This is a genomic window from Rhodococcus sp. 21391, assembly GCF_016772255.1.
Lineage (GTDB): Bacteria > Actinomycetota > Actinomycetes > Mycobacteriales > Mycobacteriaceae > Rhodococcus_F > Rhodococcus_F opacus.
The window spans coordinates 4,460,718-4,482,065 of sequence record NZ_CP063781.1; the positions used below are offsets into that span (position 1 = coordinate 4,460,718).

The window sequence follows — 21,348 nt, forward strand, 5'->3', positions numbered from 1 at the left end:
GTCGAACTGCACCACTGTGACATTCGGCGAACACAGACGGCGAACCTCAGCGAATGAGGTTGCCGAGGTCGACGGGAATCTGCGCCCCGGTGATGTATTTCGCCTCGTCCGAACACACCCAGGCGACGACGGCGGCGACGTCCTCCGGCTGGGTGATGCGGTAGGGCAGTGAGTTCTGGTAGATGGAGCCGAGCGTCGACGCGTACCGGGCGATGAGCGGGTGCAGGTCTCGCACCTTCATGCCGGTGTCCACGCCCGCCGGGTGCACCGTATTGACGCGGATGCGGTGCTCCCCGAGTTCGTTCGCCATCGTCTTGGCGAGCCCGGTGATGCCGTGCTTGGTGGCGACGTAGTGCCCGGTGAACGGTGTGCCCTTCAGCCCGGACACCGAACTCGTGAAGACGACGGCGCCGCCCTCCCCCTGTTCGATCAGATACGGAACCGCCGCCTTCGCGGTGTGGAACGTTCCCGTGAGGTTGACGTCGACCGTCTCCTGCCACTGCTCGGCGGTGATCTCCCACGACAACGCCCCCGAACAGATGCCCGCGTTCGCGACCACGACGTCGAGGCGGCCCAACTGCTCGATGCCGTCGGCGAGGGCGCGCGAGAGTCCGTCGAAATCGCGCACGTCCGCGGTGGCGGCGACGATCCGCCGGCCGGTGGATTCGACGAGCCGGACCGTCTCGGCCAGGTCGTCCCGGGTGGCGCCGGGATAGGCGGTGGATGCGAATTCGGTGCAGGCGTCGATCGCGATGACGTCGGCGCCCTCGGACGCGAACCGGACGGCCTCGGCGCGGCCCTGCCCGCGCGCCGCGCCAGTGACGAAGACGACCTTGTTCTCGAAACGGTCGGGTGAGGTCATCGTCTGTTCCTGATCATTGTCTGCTCCTGATCGGGGTCATCGTGGGCGGGGCACGGTCTTGTCGACGAACAGTCCCTCGACCGAGACGCACACCTCGCCGTCCGCGGTCCGGATGTCGCCGACGGTGGTGATCTTGCGGCCGTCGACCGACATCAGCTTCCCGGTCAGGGTGAGTGGTTCGAACAGTGGCGTCGGGCGGTGGTAGCGGGTGCTCAACTGCGCTGTCATGCCGGCTTTTCCACCCCAGGCGTTGGCGACGCCGAGGACGTGGTCGAGCAGGAGCGCGGACACGCCGCCGTGGACGTGCCCGGGCGGCCCCTGGTACGGGATGGTCAGCGTGACGGTGCCCCGGACCGATCCGTCGGACAGCCCCTCGAGGACCACAGGCGGGGCCAGGGCGTTCTCGGGTCCGGTGACGGGATCGTGCCGGGTGACGCCCTCGCCGTTCCACATGTCGATCAGCCGCTCGGCGACGGCGGGCGCGTGTTCCTCGAGGTGCTCGGCGATGCTGTTCAGCTCTTCCGCGACGCGGTCGAGGTTGGCGTTGCCGCGATCGGTCCGCAGCAGCGCGTCGACCACGCGGCGGGCGGCCTCGGTCGCCCGGTCGACGGCGGAACCGTCGGGCGGTGACGTCAGCACCGTTCCCGACGGGCTGTTCTCGAACGTGGGGTGCGTACCGACGCTCATCCGCTCACCTCCATCGTCGCCTGGGTCAGGACCGGTTGCCCGTCACGGTCGGGGCACGTCGCGCGCAGGGTCAGCCGGTCGCCGTCGTGCCAGACCGCGGTCTCGACGGTCTCGCCCGGGTACAGCGAGCCCGCGAACCGCACCGCGTAGTGGCGCAGTCGTGTGGGATCGCCGTCCAGCATCCCGTCGACGACGGCCTTGCACACCACACCGTACGACGCGAGCCCGTGCAGGATCGGCCTTTCGAACCCGGCCGCGGCCGCGAATTCGGGGTCCGCGTGCAGCGGGTTGAGGTCGCCGCTGAGCCGGTAGAGCAGGGCCTGCGCCGTCCCGGTGCGCGACACCAGCACCTTGTCGGGTTCGCGGGCCGGCACCGTGGCCACCGACTCGGGTCCCGAGGAGCCGCCGAACCCGCCCTCATCGCGGGCCCAGATCTGCATCCCCGTGGTCCACAACGGGTTCCGGCCCGAGTCGGTGGCCGTCTGTTCGAGCACGATGACGGCGGCCTTGCCCTTGTCCCACACGTCCGCCACCCGCGAGGACACCCGGGCCCCACCTGACGGAGGAATGGGCGCGTGCACGGTGAGCGACTGTCCGCCGTGCAGGATCTTGCGGAGGTCGATGTCGATACCGGGCAGGCTCAGCCCGGACGCCGGTGCGTCGCCGGCCGAGATTCCCTGCCCCGCGACGAGCGCGAACGTCGGCAGCACCAGCAAGTCCTTCTCGTACACCCAGCGCAGTTCCGCGGGGTCCTGGGCGTTCCCGCCGGCGCCGAGTCCGAGGTGGTAGAGCATCACGTCACGCTCGGTCCACGCCACATCACGCACGGCCGGTTCCGCGGTCAGCGCGGCCTTCACGTCGATCGCCATGTCAGGTCACGCTCCCTTTCCGGGCGCGGGATCACGCGGCAGACCCAGCAGTCGTTCGCCGATGATGTTGAGCTGGACGTTGGTGGTGCCGCCCGCGATCGACATGCACTGCGAGTTCAGGAACATCTGCGTAGCGGAGGTGCGGGGCCGGTCGCCGAGCAGGGCGCGCGGTCCGGCCCAGTCCATCGCCACCTCCCACACCTGCTGGATGTGTTCGACGCCGAGCAGTTTCGCGACCGACGACTCGGCGCCCGGTTGCCCGCCCGCGATCGAGCGCAGGGTGGTGCGCAGCCCCATCAGGCCGCCGGACTGTGCGTCGCAGAGGACCTTGCCGAGCACGGTCAGCTGCTCGTCGTCGATGCCGCCGGGCAGTTCGCCGGCCAGGGTCAGCAGAGCCTCGCCGCCGGAGCCCAGCGAGGAGTCGTGCGACAGCGATACCCGTTCGTTGGCGAGGGTCGTGCGGGCGAGCTTCCAGCCGTCGCCCGGTTCGCCCACGAGGAGTTCGTCCGGGACGAACACGTCGTCGAGGAACACCTCGTTGAACAGTGCCTCGCCGGTGATCTCGCGCAGCGGCCGGATGTCGAGGCCGTCGCTGGCCCTCATGTCGATCAGGAAGTACGACACCCCCTTGTGTTTGGGCACCGAGGCATCTGTGCGGGCGAGGCAGATACCCCAGTCCGCGTCCCGGGCCATCGACGTCCACACCTTCTGCCCCCGCAGCACCCAGCCGCCGTCCACCTTGGTGGCCCGGGTGGTCAGGCCGGCGAGGTCCGATCCGGCGCCGGGTTCGGAGAACAGCTGGCACCAGACGAGGTCTCCGCGCAGCGACGGGGGCACGAAGCGCCGCAACTGTTCGTCGCTGCCGTGCGCGATGAGCGTGGGCACCACCCAGTTGCCGATGATCATGTCGTGGGGCTTCAGCGCGGCCGCGCGCAGTTCCTCCGCGATCACCAGTTGTTCCACGGCGCCCGCTCCCCTGCCCCACGGCGCGGGGAGGTGCGGTGCCGTGTAGCCCTTCTCTGCCAGGTACGTCCTGCGCTCCGGCTCGTCCAATGCGGCCGCGTCCGTGAGTTCTGCGAGCACGTCGGCGCGGATGCCCTCGGCGTCCGGAGGCAGGTCGATGCCGAGCACCCGGCGGGCCCCGCCCAGGGTCGCGCGGGCCACGCGCCGCCGCCACGATGCCGTGGACCCGAGCAGGATCCGCAGCGACTGCGCCCGGCGCAGGTACAGGTGGGCGTCGTGTTCCCAGGTGTAGCCGATGCCCCCGAGCACCTGGATGCAGTCCTTGGTGACGGCGAACGCCGCGTCGGGTGCGGTGGCTCCGGCCACCGCGGCCGCGAGTGACGCCTCCGCCGCACTGCAGCGCGGCGCAGCCGTCGCGGCCCTGGCACTGCTTCCGGGATTCATCGCACGGGCCGCGTCCCACGCACAGACGCGGGCCTGTTCGGCGAGGCAGAGCATACGGGCGACCCGGTGTTTCACCCCCTGGAACTGGCCGATGGGGCGGCCGAACTGGTGGCGCACCTTGGCGTAGTCGGCGGCGGTGGTGACCGCCCAGTCGGCGACACCCGAGGCCTCGGCGGCGAACAAGGTGGCCGCCAGATCTCGAACGCGCTGCGAATCGATCTGCAGGACATCGGCTTCGGCGATCTCGAGGGCGTTCGCCGCCGCGGTCGCGTTGCGGCGCACCACGTCGTGGCTGGGCAGGTCGGTGACGTCGAGCCGGTCGCGGGCGACCACCACGAAGACGGTCTCGTCGCCATCCATTGCCGCGAGCAGGAACAGGTCGCCCACCTGCCCGCCGAGGACGTACCCGGACTCACCGTCCAGGGTCACCACTCCGCCGTCCCGGACGAGACGCAGCGAGCCCGGCTGCAGGGCCACCGCACCGAGGGTCGAACCGTCGGCCACCCCGGAGAGCTCACCCGTGTGCCCGGACTCGTGCAGGACGGCACCGAGCAGCACGGTCGGGATGAAGGGACCGGGCAGCAGGACCCGGCCCAGTTCCTCGGCGACCACTGCCAGTTCCACCAGTCCACACCCCGCCCCGCCCACATCCTCGGGCAGGTGCAGTCCCAGTAGGCCCAGGTCCGCCAACGACTTCCAGAACAGCGGTCGTTGCTCGGTCTTGGCCTCGACGGCCTCCCGGAGCACGGCCGGGGTCACGGTCCGTGTGGCCCAGCCCCGCACCGAGTCGCGCAGGTCGCGCTCTTCTTCGGTCAATCCCATTGTCATGTCGGCCTCGTCGATCGTTGGGGGTCAGATGCGTTCGATGATGGTTGCGGTGGACAGTGCGCCACCGGCGCACATCGTGACCAGCGCGGTGGAGGTGTCGGAGCGCTCCAGTTCGTGCAGGGCGGTCGTGATCAGCCGGGCCCCGGTGGAGCCCACCGGATGTCCGAGGGCGATGGCGCCGCCGTTGACGTTCACCTTCGACATGTCGGCCCCGTGGACCTGCGCCCACGACAGCACGACGGACGCAAATGCCTCGTTGATCTCGACGAGATCGATGTCGCTCAAAGACATTCCGGCGCGTTCGAGGACTATGCGCGTCGACTCGATCGGCCCGTCGAGGTGGTAGTACGGGTCGGAGCCGACCATCCCGGACGCGACGATCCTCGCGCGCGGCCGCAATCCGAGTTCGCGGGCACGGCCCTCGTCCATGAGTAGGACGGCGGCGGCGCCGTCGCTGATCTGGGACGAGTTGCCCGCGGTGTGGATGTGGCCGTCGATCACGGGCTTCAGGGCCGACAGGGCCTCCGCCGTCGTCTCGCGCAGTCCCCCGTCCCCGGTGACCACCGCGAGTTCACCGGTGGGTGTGCCGGACGTGTCCACGACGGGAGCGGTGACGGGAACGATCTCGCGGTCGAACCGTCCGCCCGCCCAGGCCTGGGCGGCGCGTCGTTGCGACTCGAGGCCGAACGCGTCGACGTCGCCGCGCCCGAGCCCGCGGAGGTCGGCGATCCGCTGGGCGGATGTGAACTGGTCGCCCATGTCGATCGACCAGTCGTCGGGGTACGGGTTGCCGGTCTCCGGTGTGATGGCCTGGCCGAGGAACACCCGGCTCATCGCCTCGACACCGCACCCGATTCCGGCGGAGATCTGGCCGGACGCGATGAGACCCGCCACGACGTGCACGGCCTGCTGGGACGATCCGCAGGCGCAGTCGAGCGACGTGGCCGCCGTCGTGTACGGCAGTCCCGCGTGCAGCCATGCCTGCCGGGTCACGTTGTTGGACTGCTCACCGGCCTGGGTGACGCATCCGCCGACGATCTGGCCGATGTCCGCCGGGGCGACCCCGGCGCGTTCGAGGACACCCCGCTGTGCGGCGCCGAGTAGTGCGGCGGGGTGTAGTCCGGACAGTGCCCCGCGCCGGCGCCCGATCGGTGTCCGTGCCGCGTCGACGATGACGGCGTTGCCCATGTTCCGCTCCTTGAGTTCTTCCGGCACGCGGACGCGTCCGCGGCTCATTTTTGAAATGTATTCTACTTTTGAGGAGAGATCAATGCCCTTCGCCATGCGAAATAGTTCTCCGCACAGCTCAGGAATCAGGAATGAATTTCACTTCGAGGTCGGCGGGGAGGCGGCCCGACGCCGGCGATCTGTCAGCGATGCGACAGGTTGACCAGCAGCAGGTCACACGCCCTACGGATGTCGGACTCGGCATCGGGAATCGAGACCCGGCCGTTGAGGCAGGACTGGATGACGCCGAACCACAGCTGCACCAGCAGGCGCAGCGCCGTGAGGTCTTCCTCCGTCGGATGTTCGATCCCGGCGGCGTCCAGCATGATCTGCCGGAATGCCCGGTCGACCTTCCCCGCGTCCGGCACGGACGCGACGTTGGCGGTGCTCGTGGACTGGATCATCGCGGTGGACAATGCGGGCCGGCGCAACAGCCCGCGGGTGGCGCGGACCAGCACGTTATACACCGCATCCTGCGGCGATTCGCCAGGGGGCGCACTCTTCTTGAACCCGGCACCCATCCGGTCGATCTGATCGACCATCACCGCAACGAACAGATGCGTCTTCGACGGAAAGTACCGGTACAGCGTCCCGATCGCGACGCCGGCACGTTTGGCCACCTCGTGCATCTGGACCCGGGCGAGTTCCTTCTCGGTGGCCAGTTCGATGGCGGCCTCGAGCATGCGGACGTGGCGGGCCCGCTGTTCCTCCGAACTCGGTTCGGCAGCGTCCCGCACTTCGGCGATTCTCGGCACCCTCGATCCCCCTTCACTCCGCACACAGCCCCGGATCCGGTGTCGATTCTCGCATCGGATCGGGAAACCATCGAATTTCGTCCGGTGAGTGGGACCGCGCGTGCCGCAGATCGCCCGGATGCGATTGCGTGAACCCCACGACTGGACCGCCAGTCTCCACAGACCATCAACGGAGGAAACGACGATGCAGGACTGGACAACCGAGTGCGACGTGCTGGTGGTCGGTTCGGGGGGCGGTGCGCTGACCGGCGCATACACGGCCGCTTCGCAGGGATTACGCACCCTCGTCCTCGAGAAGACCCCACTGTTCGGCGGCACGTCCGCGTACTCCGGCGCCGCGGTGTGGCTGCCGGGTACCGCCGTGCAGGAGCGCGCCGGCATCGGCGACTCCACGGACAAGGCGCGCACGTACCTGCGCGCAGTGGTGGGCGACGAGGAGATCGACCGTCAGGAGGCGTACGTCGCCACCGCGCCCGAGGTCGTCGACCTTCTCGAACGCGATCCCCACATCGAGTTCGAGTGGCGGGCGTTCCCCGACTACTACAGGGCACCCGGCCGGATGGACTACGGTCGCGCGATCAACCCGCTCAACCTGCCGAGCGACGAGATCGGGGACCTGCGCGAGGTCATCCGGCCCGAGGCCGACGTCGACCGGGCCGGGGAACCGCATCCGGAGGGAACACTGAACGGTGGCCGCGCCCTGATCGGCCGCCTTCTCATGGCTCTGCACGGCACCGGGCACGCGGAACTGCGCACCGAGACCGCCGCGCGCTCGCTGATCGTCGAGGACGGACGGGTCGTCGGCGTCGAGGCGACGAACGCCGCCGGTGAGACCGTCCGGATCCGGGCGACGCGCGGCGTGCTGCTCGCAGCAGGCGGGATCGAGGGCAACGCGGCGCTGCGCACCGAGAACGGAACACCGGGCCGGGCGGACTGGAGCATGGGCCCGCGCGGCGCGAACACCGGCGATCTCCTGCGGGCGGCGGTGGAGATCGGCGCGGATACCGCACTCCTCGACGAGGCGTGGTGGTGCCCCGGGCTCGAACTTCCGGACGGCTCCGGCGCTTTCATGGTGGGCGTGCGCGGCGGCATTCTCGTCGACACGTCCGGAGAGCGGTACCTCAACGAATCGCTGCCGTACGACCAGTTCGGCCGAGCGATGATCGAGCACGGCAGCAGCAGTTCGTATCTCGTGTTCGACTCGACGGAGGGCGGGCCCGTGTTGCCTGCCATCTCCATTCCGAACATCTCCGCCGAGAAGCATCACGCGGCGGGCACCTGGGTCTCGACCGACACGATCGAGGAACTCGCGGAGAAGATCGGCGTCCCCGCAGACGCGCTGCGCCGCACCGTCGAACAGTTCAACGACTTCGTCAAGCACGGCGTCGACGAGGCCTTCCACCGGGGAGAGGACCCGTACGACAACTTCTTCTGCCCTCCGGGCACGGGTGCGGACGCGCCACCGAACCCGGCACTGAGCCCGGTGTCGCAGGGCCCGTTCCACGCGGCCCGCATCGTGCTCAGCGATCTCGGCACCAAGGGCGGGGTCCGGACCGACGCCGACGCCCGCGTCCTGCGCGCCGACGGCACGCCCATCGACGGACTGTATGCGGCGGGCAACACCAGCGCATCGCTCAGCGGCCGGTTCTATCCCGGTCCCGGAGTGCCGCTCGGCACCGCGATGGTCTTCTCCTACCGAGCAGTTCAGCACATGCGGAGCTGACTACACGAGGTTGTCCTCCACCGGGAGCCCGAACGCGCCCCTGCCGAACAGGGCGAGGGCGCGTTCAGGCTCGTTGGCCACGTGCACGCTGCCCGCGTGGGCGTCGCGCCACGACCGTTCGATCGCGTTGCCGCGCGACAGCGAACTTCCGCCGGCGGTCTTGAACAGCAGGTCGATCGCGTCGAGGGCTCGCTCGGTCGCGCGAACCTGATCGCGGCGCACCCGCAGGCGCAGACCCATGGGGAGTTCCTCACCGGCCTCGGCCAGTTCCCACAGTTCACGCACGTTGCGATCCATCTGCAGTATCGCGGCGTCGATCTCGGACGACGCCCGGGCCACCGCGACCTGGGCGAACTGGTCGTCGACGAATCTTCCGCCACCGAGGCTGAGTCGCACTCGTTCCCGCATGAACGTCAGATAGCGTTCGTAGCATCCCGCGACGACGCCGACCCCGGGCGCCGCGACGGCGGTCGTGAAGAGTGTGGCGAACGGCAGCCGGTACAGCGGTCCCCGGTTCACCTTCTGTCCGGGTCCGCGCAGTTGCGCCGTCTCGTAATTCCTCTTGATCCGGTAGTCGGGTACGAACACGTCCTCGGCACTGATCTCGTTGCTGGCCGCGCCGCGCATCCCCACCACGTCCCACACGTCGTGGATGTGGTAGCCCGACCGCGGCACCAGCGCGGTCATGAAATCGACCGGGCGGCCCTCGGTCCCGACCACCATCGCGCCGAGCAGCGCCCACGACGCGTGCTCGCAGCCCGAGGAGAAATGCCAGTCCCCCGTCAGCCGGTAGCCGCCCTCGACGGGGACGAGCCGCCCGACGGGTGCGTAGGCGGACGACACGAGCACCGAATCGTCGTGGCCCCACACGTCATTTTGCGCCCGGTCGTCGAACAGGGCCACGTGCCACGGGTGCACCCCGAGCACGGACGCCAGCCAGCCCGTCGAGCCGCACACACCGGACACGGCGCGCACCACCTCGTAGAAATGCACCGGATTGCTTTCCGCGCCGCCGTACCGCCTGGGCTGCAGCATCTTGAACAATCCGGCGTCGCCGAGCTCACGGATCACCTGTTCGGACACCCGCCGCGACTCGTCGACCTTGTCCGCGCGTTCCGCGATCATCGGCAGCAGGCCGCGGATCGATCTCAGGACCTCGTTCGTCATCTGTCGGAGGGTAGGGCGATCACCCCCGCGCGTGGACAAGCATCTCGCTCAACGGGAAACGCCGCCCCACCGCCCGGTCCCGTCCAGTGGGACCACGTCATGCGGGCCGTGCACGCTCGCTTAGCGTGCAGGGCACCGCACAAGCCCAGGAGAGGACGGGACGCATCGTGACCACCCAACAGTCCGAGACAGTCGAGGTACGCGAAATCGACGCCGGCGCAGCGCCCACCCGATTCGCCCGTGGATGGCACTGCATCGGATTGTCCGACGCTTTCAAGGACGGCAAGCCCCACTCCGTCGAAGCGTTCGGCACCAAGCTCGTCGTCTTCGCCGACACTGCGGGTGATCTCGCCGTGCTCGACGGCTACTGCCGACACATGGGCGGCGACCTCAGCCAGGGCACGGTCAAGGGCGACGAGGTGGCGTGCCCGTTCCACGACTGGCGGTGGGGAAGCAACGGCCGGTGCAAGAAGATTCCGTACGCGCGCCGGGTGCCGCCGCTCGCCCGGACCCGGTCGTGGCACACGCTCGACCAGGACGGGATGTTGTTCGTGTGGAACGATCCGGAGGGCAATCCGCCGCCCGCGGATGTCACGATTCCCCGCATCGACGGCGCGCTCGACGACGAATGGACGGACTGGGTCTGGTATCGGACCACGGTCGACACCAACTGCCGCGAAGTGGTCGACAACATCGTCGACATGGCGCACTTCTTCTACGTGCACTACTCGTTCCCCACGTACTTCAAGAACGTCTTCGAGGGCCACGTCGCCAGCCAGTTCATGCGCGGGCAGGCCCGCGACGACATGCGCCCGCACGCGTCGGGTCAGCCCAAGATGGTCGGAAGCCGCTCGGACGCCACCTATTTCGGCCCGTCGTTCATGATCGACGACCTGACGTACCAGTACGAGACGCACGACGTCGACTCCGTGCTGATCAACTGCCACTACCCCGTCAGCGCCGACAAGTTCGTGCTGCAGTACGGCATCATCGTCAAGAAGTCGAAGGACCTCGAAGGCGCCGCGGCTACCGAGATGGCGAAGAACTTCGGCACGTTCATCGCGAAGGGTTTCGAACAGGACATCGAGATCTGGAAGAACAAGACCCGCATCGAGAACCCGCTGCTGTGCGAGGAGGACGGTCCTGTCTACCAGTTGCGACGCTGGTACGAGCAGTTCTACGTCGACGTCGCCGCGGTGACCCCGCAGATGACCGAACGGTTCGAGTTCGAACTCGACACCACCCGCCCCGTGGAGTCGTGGAAGAGGGAAGTCGAAGAGAATCTCGCCCGGAAGGTACGCGAAGATGCAGCCACTGCAGTGCACTGAGTGCGGCGCGAGCGTGCTGGTCCAGAAGAACAGCTGGGAACACACTTCCGTTCAGTGGGACGACGCGGCCCGCGCCCGGTGCCGCGAGATCGGCAGCGCGGGGCCGGGGCGCCCCGGCGCTCCCTGGAAAGGGTGTTCGGCGCTGACGGTGTCGATCACCCGAGCCGCGGAAGCGGGCGTCGTCCCGGTGCGCGATCCCGCCCCCGTCCCGACCCCCGTCGTCGCCCACTGAACGTTTTCCGGAAGGACACAACATGATCGACACCGAGCACTACGGTCCGTGGGCCGTGATCGCAGGCGGCTCCGAGGGTGTGGGCGCGAGTTTCGCCGAGGCACTGGGCGGCGCGGGGATCAACCTCGTGCTGATCGCCCGTAAGCCCGGGCCGCTCGAGGAGACCGCGGCCACGGTCCGCGCCCACGGCGTCCTGGTGCGCACACTCGCGCTCGATCTCCTCGATCCGGACGCCCTCGACCGGATCCGCACGGCCACCGACGACGTCGAGGTCGGGTTGCTGATCTTCAACGCCGGGGCCAACAGTTACGGACACGAGTTCGTCAGCGGTGACCTCGCCGGCTTCCAGCGCGTCATCGACCTGAACATCACCGCGCAGCTGCACCTTTCGCAGCATTTCGGCGCGAGGATGAAGGACCGCGGCCGGGGCGGCATCGTGCTGGTCGGTTCGCTGGCCGGGTACCTGGGTTCGGAAGACCAGAGCATCTACGCCGCATCCAAGGCGTTCGGCCGGATCTTCGCCGAAAGCCTCTGGCTCGAGCTCGCGCCGTTCGGCGTCCACGTGGTCGAACTGGTCCTCGGCGTCACCCGCACGCCGGCGATGGTCCGGGCGGGTCTGAACTTCAATCTTCCCGGGATGAACGTCGCCGAACCCGAAGACGTTGCCCGGGAGGGGCTCGCGCACATCGCCGACGGCCCGGTCTGGGTGGCGGGCGGCAACTACGACGCGGCGCGCAAGCGCAGCGGTTTCCCCCGCGACGCACTCGTGCGCGGGGCAGCCGAGGGTATGCGGAAACTTCTGGGCCGCCGGTAGCCGCGGACGTCAGAGTGTGGTGACGAGTCCGCCGTCGATCACGAAATCGGAGCCCGTCACATTGCCCGCCCGGTCGCTCGCGAGGAACACGACGAGATCCGCCACCTCGTCCGGGCGGGTGAACCGGCCCGTGACCGCCTGCTCCGCGACACGCTCCGCCACTGCCTCCGGGTCACCGCCTGCGGCGCGCGCCACCGTCGCGGCGACCCCGTCGTCGCCGAGCCACAGGGCGGTCGACACCGGACCGGGGCTGACGGTGTTCACCCGAATACCCAAGGGTCCCAACTCTTTCGACAGGGCCTTCGAGAAGTTGGTGAGCGCGGCCTTGGACGCGCAGTAGTCGATGACGGTGGGGTCGGGCAGGAAACTGTTGACCGAACTCGTGGTCACGATGCTTCCCCGGCCCGCCGCGATCATCGTGGGCAGGGCGGCGCGGATCGTCCGCACCGCCGACATCAGGTTGAGATTCATCGTCGAGATCCAGTCTTCGTCGGTCACGTCGAGGAACCCGGTCAGTCTCGGGTGGGCGGCGCCGACGTTGTTGACGACGATGCCGAGACTGCCCCGAGCAGTGGCGGCGGCGACGAGTTCGCCCGGACCGGTGGGGGTCGACAAGTCGACGCTCACCGCCTCCACCGTTCCGCTGCGGACAAGTTCTTCCAGTTCGGGGCTGGGCGAACGGGCCCCCGCCACCACGAACGCGCCTTCCGCGGCGAGCGCCCGGGTGATGGCGAGCCCGATGCCCTTGCTGGCTCCGGTGACCACGGCGACGGTGCCACGTAAGGCGAGATCCACGGGGTTCCTCCTGACGACGGCGGAGCGTGCACAGCCGAGCGGAACATCCCCCTCCGATCACGCTAGCCGAAATGATGCCGACCGCGCTGCAGGCGAGTAATCTCAGCGACGAAGGGCCAGGCCACGGCGATGCTCTCGTACGGCGACGCCTGTCGTCGCACGACTACACCTGGCGCGCAGGCCCCTTCACCCCTAAGCACTGTGTTCTTTCCTGACTCGGGAGACGAGTGATGCGACTTCTTCGACTTCGAACCGCCGTTGCCGCGTGCGCGATCGCGGCTGCCGGCACGCTGACCGTGGGGGCCGGACCGGCCCTCGCCCAGGATCTGCCGACGGTGGTGCTGGTCCACGGCGCGTTCGCCGACACGACCAGCTGGGATGCGGTGGCCGCGGAACTGCGCGGCCGAGGATACGAAGTCGTGGTTCCCGACAACCCGTTGCGCGGACCGGCATACGACTCCGCCGCCATCGAGAAGGTGCTCGCGGACATCCCGGGGCCGGTGGTGCTCGTCGGTCACTCGTACGGCGGCGCGGTCATCACCAATGTGCATTCGCCGAACGTCGAGGCCCTCGTCTACGTGGCGGCCTTCGCCCCGGCGCAGGGCGAGCCGGTCATGCTGAACCTCGATCCGATCCGGTTCCCCGGCAGCCAACTGCTCCCGCCGGTGCTTCAGGTGAAGGTCGTCGAGAACGATCCCACCGGAATCGCCGAGAGAAACCTCGACGGTTACATCGACCCCGGCCGATTCCACGAGGTGTTCGCCCAGGACGTCCCGGACGCCACGGTGGCCGACATGATCGCACACCAGAAGTCGGCCGCGCTCGTCGCGAACCTCGAGCCGACCGCCGATCCGTCGTGGGCGTCGACACCCAGCTGGGCCATGGTCGCTCAGAACGATCGCGTGATTCCGGCGGCCGCGGAGCGGTTCATGGCCACACGCGCGGGAGCCCGGATCACGGAAGTTTCCGCGTCGCACGCCGTCCTGGTGTCCCAGCCCGGCGCGGTCGCGGACCTCGTGGTGCAGGCAGACCAGGGAACTCCGTAGCGGACCGCCGTGAACGCGCCCGGAACACCGGCACCGAACAGCAGGAGCCTCGCCCATCGGGTCCAGAAGATGGTCGGGCGTGATCCGCACGAGGAACACCGTGCGGCAACGCCGTTGGAGTTGCTGTTCGACCTGACGTTCGTCGTCGCGTTCGGCGTCGCGGGCGAGCAGTTCGCGCACCTCGTCGCCGAAGGGCACGTCGCCGCCGGGCTGGCGGGATTCGCGTTCGCGATGTTCTCGATCATCTGGGCGTGGATCAACTTCTCCTGGTTCGCGTCGGCCTACGACACCGACGACTGGATCTACCGGGTCACCACCATGGTCCAGATGATCGGCGTCGTCATCCTGGCGCTGGGCATGCCGCCGATGTTCGCGTCCATCGACCGCGGCGTCGAGCTCGACAATTCCGTGATGGTGTCCGGGTACATCGTCGTGCGTGTCGCCATGGTGTTCCAATGGCTGCGCGCCGCCAAACACGACCCCGAGCACCGTCCCGCGTCACTGACGTACGCCACGACGCTCGTCATCGCGCAGATCGGCTGGGTCGCCTTGGTGATCGCTCCCCTCTCCGTCGAGTACGCGTTCGGCTTCGGCGCGATCCTCATCCTCGTCGAGCTGACCAGCCCCGTCATCGCCGAACGGTACCGGGGCGGAACACCCTGGCACGCACACCACATCGTCGAGCGTCACGGCCTGCTCGTCATCATCACCCTCGGCGAGGGTGTGATCGGCACCGTGGCGTCCCTGTCCGCCGTGGTCGAACACCAGGGCTGGACACTCGACGCGATACTCGTCACGGTCGCAGGCATCGGACTCACGTTCGGACTGTGGTGGGTGTACTACATCCTGCCGTCGGCCGAGGTGCTCGCGGTGTACCGCAACCGGTCGTTCGTCTGGGGTTACAGCCACATCGCGCTCTTCGCGTCGCTGGCCGCGGTGGGGGCCGGACTACACGTGGCGGCGTACTACATCGAACACGCCTCCCATCTCGGCGGGACGGCGACGGTGCTCTCCGTCGCCACGCCCGTCGCGATCTTCCTCGCGGGCGTCTACGCGCTGTACACGTACCTGCTGCGGGTGCGCGACCCGTTCCATGTCCTGCTCCTCGTCCTGACCGCGGCCACGATCGCGCTCGCACTGGCGCTGGCGGCGCAGGGTGTGTCGATGGCATGGTGTCTGATCGTGGTGATGCTGGCGCCGGTCGTCACGGTCGTCGGATACGAATTGCTCGGACACGCGCACGAGGCCCGGGCGCTCGAGATCGTCCTCGGGCGCGCCGACACCGGCGCCGGCGAGGAGTACTAGGACCAGGGAGTCACCGGCCGAGGCCGGGCCACACCGTCGACGACCAGATCGAGCCACTCGTCGAAAAAGGCCACGAGCCCCCGAACTTCCGACGCGTCGACGAGGGGCTCGTCGTATCGCCACGCGATGTCGTGGAGCACTCCGCCGGCGGTGACCGCGGACCGGTAGGCGGCCTCGCCCTTGTAGGCGCAGTACGACGTCGTCGCACTCGGCTGCAGTTCCGCGACGACGTCGTCGGGCGGCAGGTAGTAGCGGACCGGCAGCAGTGTTTCGAACAGCATTTTCGCCCGCCGAGTGTCGGCGAGGAGCGTGTCGCCCAGCATCACCCGGATGTGGCGGGACGTGCGGCGAACGTCGATGCGCTGGAACGGGTCGTGCGGATGACCGACGATCTCGTCGTCCTCCTCCAGCCAGCGGTCGAAGCCGTCGAAATCGAGAACCACGTACCCGGTCAGGTCCTCGTCTCCGGGCCGGAACCCCAGGGCGTTCCCTGCGCCGGCGGTACGGAGCGCGACGGGTTCGCCCTCCGTGCTGTGCACCGAGAACGGCACCCGCGGATCGAGTACCGGCATCGTCGTCACGTCCGGCAGGGCGAAGCCGACGTCGCCGGTCCCCTCCGCAGCCACCGAACCCGTTGGCTCCGGCGACAACTCCGCGTCGATGTCCTCCGCCGGCACCGCGTACGTGGGAACGACGCGCCGCGGTTCCCAGACCAGGACCGCACGGTCACTGTCGACCACCGTGGTCCCGTTCAGCACGGCACGGATCCGCTTCGCCGTCGGCTCGTAGCGAAGCTCGCGTAGCTGACGTCCGATGCTGTCGCGCAGTCGCAGGCCCATGAGTCGAGACTAGGCCTGTCATCGGGCCAGGCCGAGGGAAGCGACGAGGTCCTCGTGGAACTCGAACCAGACGCGGTGGCAGGAGTCGCGGTCGGTTGCCGTGATCCAGCCCGGATCGGTGCCCGCTCGCTCGACGGCGCCGGCGAACCGCTGGTGATAGCCGGCGAACCGGTCCATGCCCGCGACCGGGCGCGCCTCGAGTTCGCCCAGGGCGTGCGCCGCGGTCGCCAGGCGGGTGATCGTCGCGTCGATCGTCACGGTCGCCTCGCCGAGGCCCATCTCGGCCAGCTGCCAGGCGGTGCACGCGTCCGCCACGGCGACGTTGTGCGGCAGGAAGTCCTGGTGCACCTGCACCACCACGGCGCGGGTGCCGCACCGGTCGAGCTCGGCGGCGAGCAGTCGCTCGCCGTGAACCTTCCCGGTTTCGGTCAGGGACCAGCCGCTGTCCCCGGCAAAGTCGGTGTGGGTGACCCACCCACGGGCCTCGGTCTCGAGCAGGTGCTCGCCTGCCAGTCCTGCAGGCAGCGCGAACCGGGCGGCGATGCGCGCGGTCTCCGCGTAGCCCAGGATCCGCACGGCGTGCAGCACCAGGATGTCCGTCGGTGTGCGGTGCGACATCAGTTTCTCCCAGTGTTCCCGGTGGCGGTGCCGACGTGCCCGTGGGTGCCGTCGACGCGGACCAGCCGGCCCTCGGTCAGGGTGGTCATGGCCCCCGCCGCTGCCGGGACTGCCGGGATGCCGAATTCGCGGGCCACGATCGCGGCGTGCGCGAGCATCCCGCCCGTCTCGGTGACCACCGCGCAGGCTCGGGCCAGCAGCGGGGTCCACGCCGGCGAGGTCGTACGGCTGACCAGCACGTCGTCCGGACGAAAGCGGGCGAAGTCGTCCAGGCTGCCGATGATCCGCGCAGGCCCGACGGCGGTGCCCGGGCCGGCTGCGATGCCTGTCAGCAGAATGTCGCCCGACGTGGCTCGCACTGGCCGCGCGGTGGAGGGAGCGGTCGTGATCGGGCGGGCTTGCAGGACCCGGATGTCTTCGCCGGCGATCGCCCACTCGATGTCCTGCGGGCGGCCGAACAGGCTCTCGATATCGCGTCCCAGCGCCGCGAGGGCGAGGGCCTGGGCAGAGGTCAGCAGTTGCCCGCCCCGGTGCCGGGCGACTTGCACGTGCGCACCGTCGACCAGGTACGCCTCCGGAGTGACGGTCCCGGCCACGACACTGTCGTCCAGGCCTCTCGTAGCCTCGATCACCACCTGCTCGGCCCCGCTGACCGGGTGCCGGGTGAACATGACTCCGGCCGTCTCGGGTTGCACCATCACCTGCACGATCACCCCGGCCGACGCGGGGGCTTCCTGATCCGTGCGAGCCGCGTACGCGACGGCTTCGGGTGAGGAACCCGACGCGGCGCTGCGATGCACCGCCTCGATCACCTCGGCGCTGGTGGTGACCCCGAGCGTCGTGGCCAGTTGTCCGGCGAACGAAGACTCGACGCCGTCCTCCGCGAGGGCGGACGAGCGCGCCGCGAACGGACCGGGACCGAGACGGTGCAGTCCGGCCTCGATCTCCCGCTCCCAACCGGGATCGCCGAGCGGGTCGGGTATCACGAATCCGTCGGGTACCCGGTATCCGGCACAGCAGCCAGCCGAGGTTGCGGGCCTTCACACCGCAACGCTAGGACGCGTCCGGCAGGGGGAGCATCGGCACTGCTCAGGCCTCCGCGCCACGGTCGCCTGCTCTGGCAAGGACCCGGTTCAGGCGCTGCTGGGCTGCCTGCGCCGAACTCAGGCCGAGCGCCTCCGCGACCTGCGGCCAGGTCATCCCACTGGCACGGGCAGCGAACAGCAGGCCGGACTCGATCTGATCGAGCTCGACCCGAGCTGAGGACAGCAGCCGCAGCCCGGCCGCGAGCACCGCCGGGTCCGTGCCCTGTGCGTCCCGGCCGGCCCACGCCGCGAACCTGACGAGGTCGGTGTCCGAACGTGGCTGCCCGGAATGCTCCCAGGGACGCCGCTCGAGCCGGGCGGCACCGGCCTCGTTCAGCGTCGTGCGTGCCTGATCGAGGTCGGCCGCGTGGGTCTGGTCGTCGGTGGTCACCCGACCAGACACACGCTATCAACAGTCTGTTGTCAACATTCTGTTGATGGTCGCGTCGTCGGGCGAGGTCCCGGCGTCCTCAGCCGGCGAGGATCCCGGCGACGAAATCCTGCGCGTCCTTCTGCGACGCACCGATCGTCCCGCGATGGTCCGCACCCTCGTACGTCCGATACGTCAGTTCGTTCCCGTTGTCCTCCAACGTCTTCACCATCAGATCCGTCGACGGCTTGCTCACCACCAGGTCGCCCGAACTCTGCGCGACCAGCGTCGGGACCTGCACGTGGACCCGCGACGGCTCCTGACGGGCCAGATACTCGGTGAGCGGTCCCAGGTCGGCGTCGGGACGGAAGACCTGACCGGCGGGCACGGGCGGCACCTTCCGGATGTCGTCGATGCAGCCGGTCCGCGCCACCGTCAGCAGGGGTTGCGCCTGCTCCGTCAGCAACGTCGACGGGTCGATGGCTGGATCCGCGGCCTGGGCTCCGAGGAGGATCAGCGGGAGGAACGCCTCGGCCGCCTCGATACCCGGAACACCCGAGCGGAAGTACTGCGGCGTCTGGTCGAGCCCGTTGCCCGGCGCGATCGCCACCGCACCACCGAGGCGCAGTTCCGGGGCGCGCTCCCCGCCCTGCGCGGCGGTGAACAACGCCGCCTGCCCGCCCTGGCTGTGACCGATCACGAACCACGTCGAGCCGACCGCCGGATCCATCGTCCGGGCGGCGCGCACGATGTCCACGACGGCGTTCGCCTCCGTGTCACCGTTGATGTACGGGTGGATCCCCGGCGTGCCCAGACCCAGGTAGTCCGTGCTCACCACCGCATATCCCTTGGCGACCCAGTCGTCGAGGGACGCGTCCACCCCGGAGAGATAGCCGTGGGCGGGGCCGCCGGCGAAATCCGCGGACGGGGCGCAGGCGTCCGCGACGCCGGTCGTGCCGTGCGCCCAGCTGATCACCGGATACCCGTCCTCGGGTGCCGGCGTGCGGGGGATCGACACGGTGCCCGACACCACGACGGGGTCGCCGTTGACGTCCTGCGACACGTAGGTGATCACGTCGTTTCGCGCGGCACTCGGCAGTGCGGGACCGTCTGCGACGGCGCGGGACGACAGAAGCTGGCCCGGCCGCAGTGCGCCCGGGTCGGTCGCCGTCTCGGATGTCGCAGTGGAACAGGCGGTTCCACCGACGAGGAGGACGAGTACGGCCACCGCGCCGATCCGGGCGCGCGACAACGTCATGAGAACGCCGCCAGCGGCTCGGAACCCGACCAGTCGTGCCCCCAGTAGCTGTCCGCCGTGATCTCCTCCGCGGTGTAGTGCATCTCGTCGACGAGCATGCCCTCCGTGCCGAACTCGAGGTCCCAGCCGCCGGGGGCACGCACGTAGAACGACACCATGCGGTCGTTGGTGTGCCGGCCGAGGGTCGACGAGATGGAGAAGCCGAGCTTGCCGAGCCGGTCGAGCGCCTGGCCGACGGCGTCGAGGGTGTCGACCTCCGTCATCAGATGCACCATCCCGGGTTCGCCGCTGCGCGGTGCAGGGCACAACGCGAGGCTGTGATGGCGCTGATTGACGCCCATGAACCGCACCCGGCGGGCCGGTCCCGGGGCGTCGGACGGTCCGAGCCGGATCGCGCCGCGCGGCAGGAAGCCCAGCACCTCGGTGTAGAACGTGTAGGCCTCCTCGAACGCCGGCGTCGGGAGGACCACGTGCCCCAAACCCTGTGCGCCGGTGACGAACCGGCCGCCGTGCGGAGTGACGACCGGACTGTGGTCGAGCACGGGCCCGAAGAACACCTCCACCCGTGTGCCGGACGGATCGTCGAACGCGATCACCTCCTCTGCGTCGCGGTGGCGTGACTCCTCCTCGGACAGGACGTCGACCGTGACACCCGACTTATCCACCTGCTCACGCACCCGCTGGAGAGCGAACTGGTCGCGTACCTCCCACCCCACCGCGAGTGCCGTGTCCGTGTCGCCGGGGAGGACGATCAGCCGCGACCGCCGCTCGTCGACGCGCAGGTACAGGCCGTCGGGCTCGGGGCCGGACCCCTCGGCCATGCCCAGCCCGTCCACCACCAGCTCACGCCAGCGTGGCACGTCCTTCGTCTGGATCCTGAGGTAGCCGAGTCCTCGAATGTCGGTCATGTGAAAGTCCTTTCCTGGAGGCGGCTCCGCCGCGCCTAGATCATCGAGCGGTGGATGCCCTGAGGTTCCCCGCCGAGCTGGGTCAACGCCGAGGAGTGGAAGATCGACCCCGGCACGTGGATGGCATGGGAGAGGCCGGCGTGGGCGTCGCGCCAGAAGCGCTGCAGGGGTGTCTTCAGTTGGAGCGCACCGCCACCGGAACGTGCGAAGATCTCGTCCACGGCGCGCACCGCCCGCCACGCGGCGGCCGTCTGCGTGCGCCGGCCGATGGAGCGGAGTTCGAACGAGACGTCCTGCCCCTTCTCTGTCATGTCCCAGAACCGGTCGACCGTCTCGAGGATCGCCGCGCGCGACGCCGCGATCTCCGCCGCCGCCTCGCCGATCGCGAACAGCACGTACGGGTCGTCCTTGATCGCGGTACCCGACACGGTGACACGTTCACGCTGCGCATTCAGGTGGCAGGCCAGCGCGCCCTCGGCGATCCCGATCAGCGACGACGTGATGCCGAGCGGGAAGATGCACGAGAACGGGAAGTTGTAGAGCGTCTGGGTGCGGCCGAACTCCTTCGGCGCAGACCCGTCGAACACCTTGTCGGCCTGCAGGGTCCGGTGCTGCGGGATGAACGCGTCCTTGACGATCAGGTCCTTGGACCCGGTGCCGCGCAGTCCGACGACGTTCCAGCTGTCCTGGTCGATGTCGTAGTCCGAGCGTGGCAGCAGCACGTGCAGGATCTGCGGGGGCATCACCCGGTTGCCGTCCCGGTCACCGACCGCGGCGCCGATCATGATCCACCCGCAGTGGTCGGTGCCCGAGGAGAACGACCACCGTCCGTTGAGGACGTAGCCGCCGTCGGTGGGCACGGCCACACCCATCGGCGCGTACGGCGAGGCCATCCACATGTCGGAGTCCTCGCCCCACACCTCGTCCTGGGCCGTGCGGTCGAAGAACGCCAGTTCCCACGGGTGGACGCCGACGATGCCGCTCACCCAGCCCGCGGCCCCGTCGATGGCGCCGATGCCCATCGCGGTCTCCGCGAACTCGCGCGGATGCGATTCGTAGCCGCCGTACTCCTTGGGCTGCAGCATCCGCATCACGCCGGAGTCGCGCAACCGTTTCGCGGAGGTGTCGGACAGGCGCATCAGCTTGTCGCCCTCGGCGCCTTCCGCGCGGATCTCGTCCGCGTACTGTCCGATCCTGTCAAGAACCTGGCCCATGATGATCTCGG

Annotated in this window: 21 protein-coding genes; 6 read left to right on the forward strand and 15 right to left on the reverse strand. The window is 69.2% G+C overall.

Annotated elements, in window-relative coordinates:
- Window positions 1–46 precede the first annotated feature (46 nt).
- From GO592_RS20690 to GO592_RS20715, 6 genes are all read right to left on the reverse strand, one after another.
- On the reverse strand, window positions 47–862 hold the full coding sequence (locus tag GO592_RS20690; protein ID WP_007300177.1) for a mycofactocin-coupled SDR family oxidoreductase: 816 nt from the start codon (window positions 860–862) through the stop codon (window positions 47–49).
- A 36-nt stretch (window positions 863–898) separates the two neighbouring features.
- Window positions 899–1,549, reverse strand: coding sequence for a PaaI family thioesterase (locus GO592_RS20695; RefSeq protein ID WP_007300176.1), 651 nt, complete (start codon window positions 1,547–1,549; stop codon window positions 899–901).
- The gene (locus tag GO592_RS20700; protein ID WP_007300175.1) at window positions 1,546–2,418 is read right to left on the reverse strand and encodes a MaoC/PaaZ C-terminal domain-containing protein; all 873 of its coding nucleotides are present in this window, start codon (window positions 2,416–2,418) and stop codon (window positions 1,546–1,548) included. Before GO592_RS20700 ends, GO592_RS20695 begins: the two co-directional genes overlap by 4 nt.
- A 6-nt stretch (window positions 2,419–2,424) precedes the next feature.
- A complete protein-coding gene (locus GO592_RS20705) occupies window positions 2,425–4,653 on the reverse strand; it encodes an acyl-CoA dehydrogenase (RefSeq protein WP_039952704.1) in 2,229 nt (742 codons plus the stop codon).
- Window positions 4,654–4,677: 24 nt separating this feature from the next.
- A complete protein-coding gene (locus GO592_RS20710) occupies window positions 4,678–5,841 on the reverse strand; it encodes a steroid 3-ketoacyl-CoA thiolase (RefSeq protein ID WP_007300173.1) in 1,164 nt (387 codons plus the stop codon).
- Between the two features lie 182 nt (window positions 5,842–6,023).
- Window positions 6,024–6,635 (reverse strand): TetR family transcriptional regulator, encoded by a 612-nt coding sequence (locus GO592_RS20715; protein WP_005238914.1) that lies wholly within the window; start codon window positions 6,633–6,635, stop codon window positions 6,024–6,026.
- Window positions 6,636–6,819: 184 nt separating this feature from the next.
- On the opposite strand from GO592_RS20715, the gene GO592_RS20720 reads away from it, so the two are divergent.
- Window positions 6,820–8,358, forward strand: a complete 1,539-nt coding sequence (locus GO592_RS20720) for an FAD-dependent oxidoreductase (RefSeq protein WP_007300172.1) — start codon at window positions 6,820–6,822, stop codon at window positions 8,356–8,358.
- On the opposite strand, the gene hsaA is transcribed toward GO592_RS20720, so the two are convergent.
- Window positions 8,359–9,525 carry a 3-hydroxy-9,10-secoandrosta-1,3,5(10)-triene-9,17-dione monooxygenase oxygenase subunit gene (gene hsaA / locus GO592_RS20725; RefSeq protein ID WP_007300171.1) on the reverse strand — a complete coding sequence of 389 codons (1,167 nt, stop codon included), beginning with the start codon at window positions 9,523–9,525 and terminating at the stop codon, window positions 8,359–8,361.
- Between the two features lie 167 nt (window positions 9,526–9,692).
- Between hsaA and GO592_RS20730 the strand changes: the two genes are divergently transcribed.
- Genes GO592_RS20730 through GO592_RS20740 form a run of 3 tightly spaced genes read left to right on the forward strand, consistent with a single transcriptional unit; the run spans window position 9,693 to window position 11,899 of the window.
- Complete coding sequence (locus tag GO592_RS20730; RefSeq protein ID WP_007300170.1) at window positions 9,693–10,853, forward strand: Rieske 2Fe-2S domain-containing protein; 1,161 nt, start codon at window positions 9,693–9,695, stop codon at window positions 10,851–10,853.
- The gene (locus GO592_RS20735; protein ID WP_007300169.1) at window positions 10,831–11,085 is read left to right on the forward strand and encodes a hypothetical protein; all 255 of its coding nucleotides are present in this window, start codon (window positions 10,831–10,833) and stop codon (window positions 11,083–11,085) included. Before GO592_RS20730 ends, GO592_RS20735 begins: the two co-directional genes overlap by 23 nt.
- A 22-nt stretch (window positions 11,086–11,107) precedes the next feature.
- Entirely contained in the window at window positions 11,108–11,899 is a 792-nt protein-coding gene (locus tag GO592_RS20740; RefSeq protein ID WP_007300168.1) for an SDR family NAD(P)-dependent oxidoreductase, read from the forward strand.
- A 9-nt stretch (window positions 11,900–11,908) separates the two neighbouring features.
- On the opposite strand, the gene GO592_RS20745 is transcribed toward GO592_RS20740, so the two are convergent.
- Complete coding sequence (locus GO592_RS20745; protein WP_007300167.1) at window positions 11,909–12,694, reverse strand: SDR family NAD(P)-dependent oxidoreductase; 786 nt, start codon at window positions 12,692–12,694, stop codon at window positions 11,909–11,911.
- Between the two features lie 230 nt (window positions 12,695–12,924).
- Here GO592_RS20745 and GO592_RS20750 point away from each other — a divergent pair, with 230 nt between their 5' ends.
- Entirely contained in the window at window positions 12,925–13,740 is an 816-nt protein-coding gene (locus GO592_RS20750; RefSeq protein ID WP_007300166.1) for an alpha/beta fold hydrolase, read from the forward strand.
- Between the two features lie 69 nt (window positions 13,741–13,809).
- Window positions 13,810–15,045 carry a low temperature requirement protein A gene (locus GO592_RS20755; protein ID WP_050998691.1) on the forward strand — a complete coding sequence of 412 codons (1,236 nt, stop codon included), beginning with the start codon at window positions 13,810–13,812 and terminating at the stop codon, window positions 15,043–15,045.
- On the opposite strand, the gene GO592_RS20760 is transcribed toward GO592_RS20755, so the two are convergent.
- From GO592_RS20760 to GO592_RS20790, 7 genes are all read right to left on the reverse strand, one after another.
- Window positions 15,042–15,884 (reverse strand): DUF427 domain-containing protein, encoded by an 843-nt coding sequence (locus GO592_RS20760; protein ID WP_007300164.1) that lies wholly within the window; start codon window positions 15,882–15,884, stop codon window positions 15,042–15,044. The genes GO592_RS20755 and GO592_RS20760 overlap by 4 nt on opposite strands.
- An 18-nt stretch (window positions 15,885–15,902) precedes the next feature.
- Window positions 15,903–16,502: a hypothetical protein gene (locus GO592_RS20765; RefSeq protein WP_007300163.1), complete on the reverse strand. Its 600-nt coding sequence runs from the start codon at window positions 16,500–16,502 to the stop codon at window positions 15,903–15,905.
- Window positions 16,502–17,488: a PEP/pyruvate-binding domain-containing protein gene (locus GO592_RS20770; protein ID WP_007300162.1), complete on the reverse strand. Its 987-nt coding sequence runs from the start codon at window positions 17,486–17,488 to the stop codon at window positions 16,502–16,504. Before GO592_RS20770 ends, GO592_RS20765 begins: the two co-directional genes overlap by 1 nt.
- A 103-nt stretch (window positions 17,489–17,591) precedes the next feature.
- Window positions 17,592–17,978, reverse strand: a complete 387-nt coding sequence (locus GO592_RS20775) for a hypothetical protein (RefSeq protein WP_007300161.1) — start codon at window positions 17,976–17,978, stop codon at window positions 17,592–17,594.
- 79 nt (window positions 17,979–18,057) lie between these two features.
- Complete coding sequence (locus tag GO592_RS20780) at window positions 18,058–19,215, reverse strand: alpha/beta hydrolase family protein (protein WP_007300160.1); 1,158 nt, start codon at window positions 19,213–19,215, stop codon at window positions 18,058–18,060.
- On the reverse strand, window positions 19,212–20,123 hold the full coding sequence (gene bphC, locus GO592_RS20785) for a biphenyl-2,3-diol 1,2-dioxygenase (protein ID WP_007300159.1): 912 nt from the start codon (window positions 20,121–20,123) through the stop codon (window positions 19,212–19,214). Before bphC ends, GO592_RS20780 begins: the two co-directional genes overlap by 4 nt.
- A gap of 35 nt (window positions 20,124–20,158) precedes the next feature.
- On the reverse strand, window positions 20,159–21,337 hold the full coding sequence (locus GO592_RS20790; RefSeq protein WP_007300158.1) for an acyl-CoA dehydrogenase family protein: 1,179 nt from the start codon (window positions 21,335–21,337) through the stop codon (window positions 20,159–20,161).
- Window positions 21,338–21,348: the final 11 nt, after the last annotated feature.

Excerpts from the sequence above, each read along its gene's own strand:
- GO592_RS20690 (WP_007300177.1), bottom strand. The coding sequence starts at position 862 with ATGACCTCACCCGACCGTTTCGAGAACAAGGTCGTCTTCGTCACTGGC.
- GO592_RS20695 (WP_007300176.1), bottom strand. The coding sequence starts at position 1,549 with ATGAGCGTCGGTACGCACCCCACGTTCGAGAACAGCCCGTCGGGAACG.
- GO592_RS20700 (WP_007300175.1), bottom strand. The coding sequence starts at position 2,418 with ATGGCGATCGACGTGAAGGCCGCGCTGACCGCGGAACCGGCCGTGCGT.
- GO592_RS20705 (WP_039952704.1), bottom strand. The coding sequence starts at position 4,653 with ATGACAATGGGATTGACCGAAGAAGAGCGCGACCTGCGCGACTCGGTG.
- GO592_RS20710 (WP_007300173.1), bottom strand. The coding sequence starts at position 5,841 with ATGGGCAACGCCGTCATCGTCGACGCGGCACGGACACCGATCGGGCGC.
- GO592_RS20720 (WP_007300172.1), top strand. The coding sequence starts at position 6,820 with ATGCAGGACTGGACAACCGAGTGCGACGTGCTGGTGGTCGGTTCGGGG.
- hsaA (WP_007300171.1), bottom strand. The coding sequence starts at position 9,525 with ATGACGAACGAGGTCCTGAGATCGATCCGCGGCCTGCTGCCGATGATC.
- GO592_RS20735 (WP_007300169.1), top strand. The coding sequence starts at position 10,831 with ATGCAGCCACTGCAGTGCACTGAGTGCGGCGCGAGCGTGCTGGTCCAG.
- GO592_RS20740 (WP_007300168.1), top strand. The coding sequence starts at position 11,108 with ATGATCGACACCGAGCACTACGGTCCGTGGGCCGTGATCGCAGGCGGC.
- GO592_RS20750 (WP_007300166.1), top strand. The coding sequence starts at position 12,925 with ATGCGACTTCTTCGACTTCGAACCGCCGTTGCCGCGTGCGCGATCGCG.
- GO592_RS20755 (WP_050998691.1), top strand. The coding sequence starts at position 13,810 with ATGGTCGGGCGTGATCCGCACGAGGAACACCGTGCGGCAACGCCGTTG.
- GO592_RS20760 (WP_007300164.1), bottom strand. The coding sequence starts at position 15,884 with ATGGGCCTGCGACTGCGCGACAGCATCGGACGTCAGCTACGCGAGCTT.
- GO592_RS20765 (WP_007300163.1), bottom strand. The coding sequence starts at position 16,502 with ATGTCGCACCGCACACCGACGGACATCCTGGTGCTGCACGCCGTGCGG.
- GO592_RS20780 (WP_007300160.1), bottom strand. The coding sequence starts at position 19,215 with ATGACGTTGTCGCGCGCCCGGATCGGCGCGGTGGCCGTACTCGTCCTC.
- bphC (WP_007300159.1), bottom strand. The coding sequence starts at position 20,123 with ATGACCGACATTCGAGGACTCGGCTACCTCAGGATCCAGACGAAGGAC.
- GO592_RS20790 (WP_007300158.1), bottom strand. The coding sequence starts at position 21,337 with ATGGGCCAGGTTCTTGACAGGATCGGACAGTACGCGGACGAGATCCGC.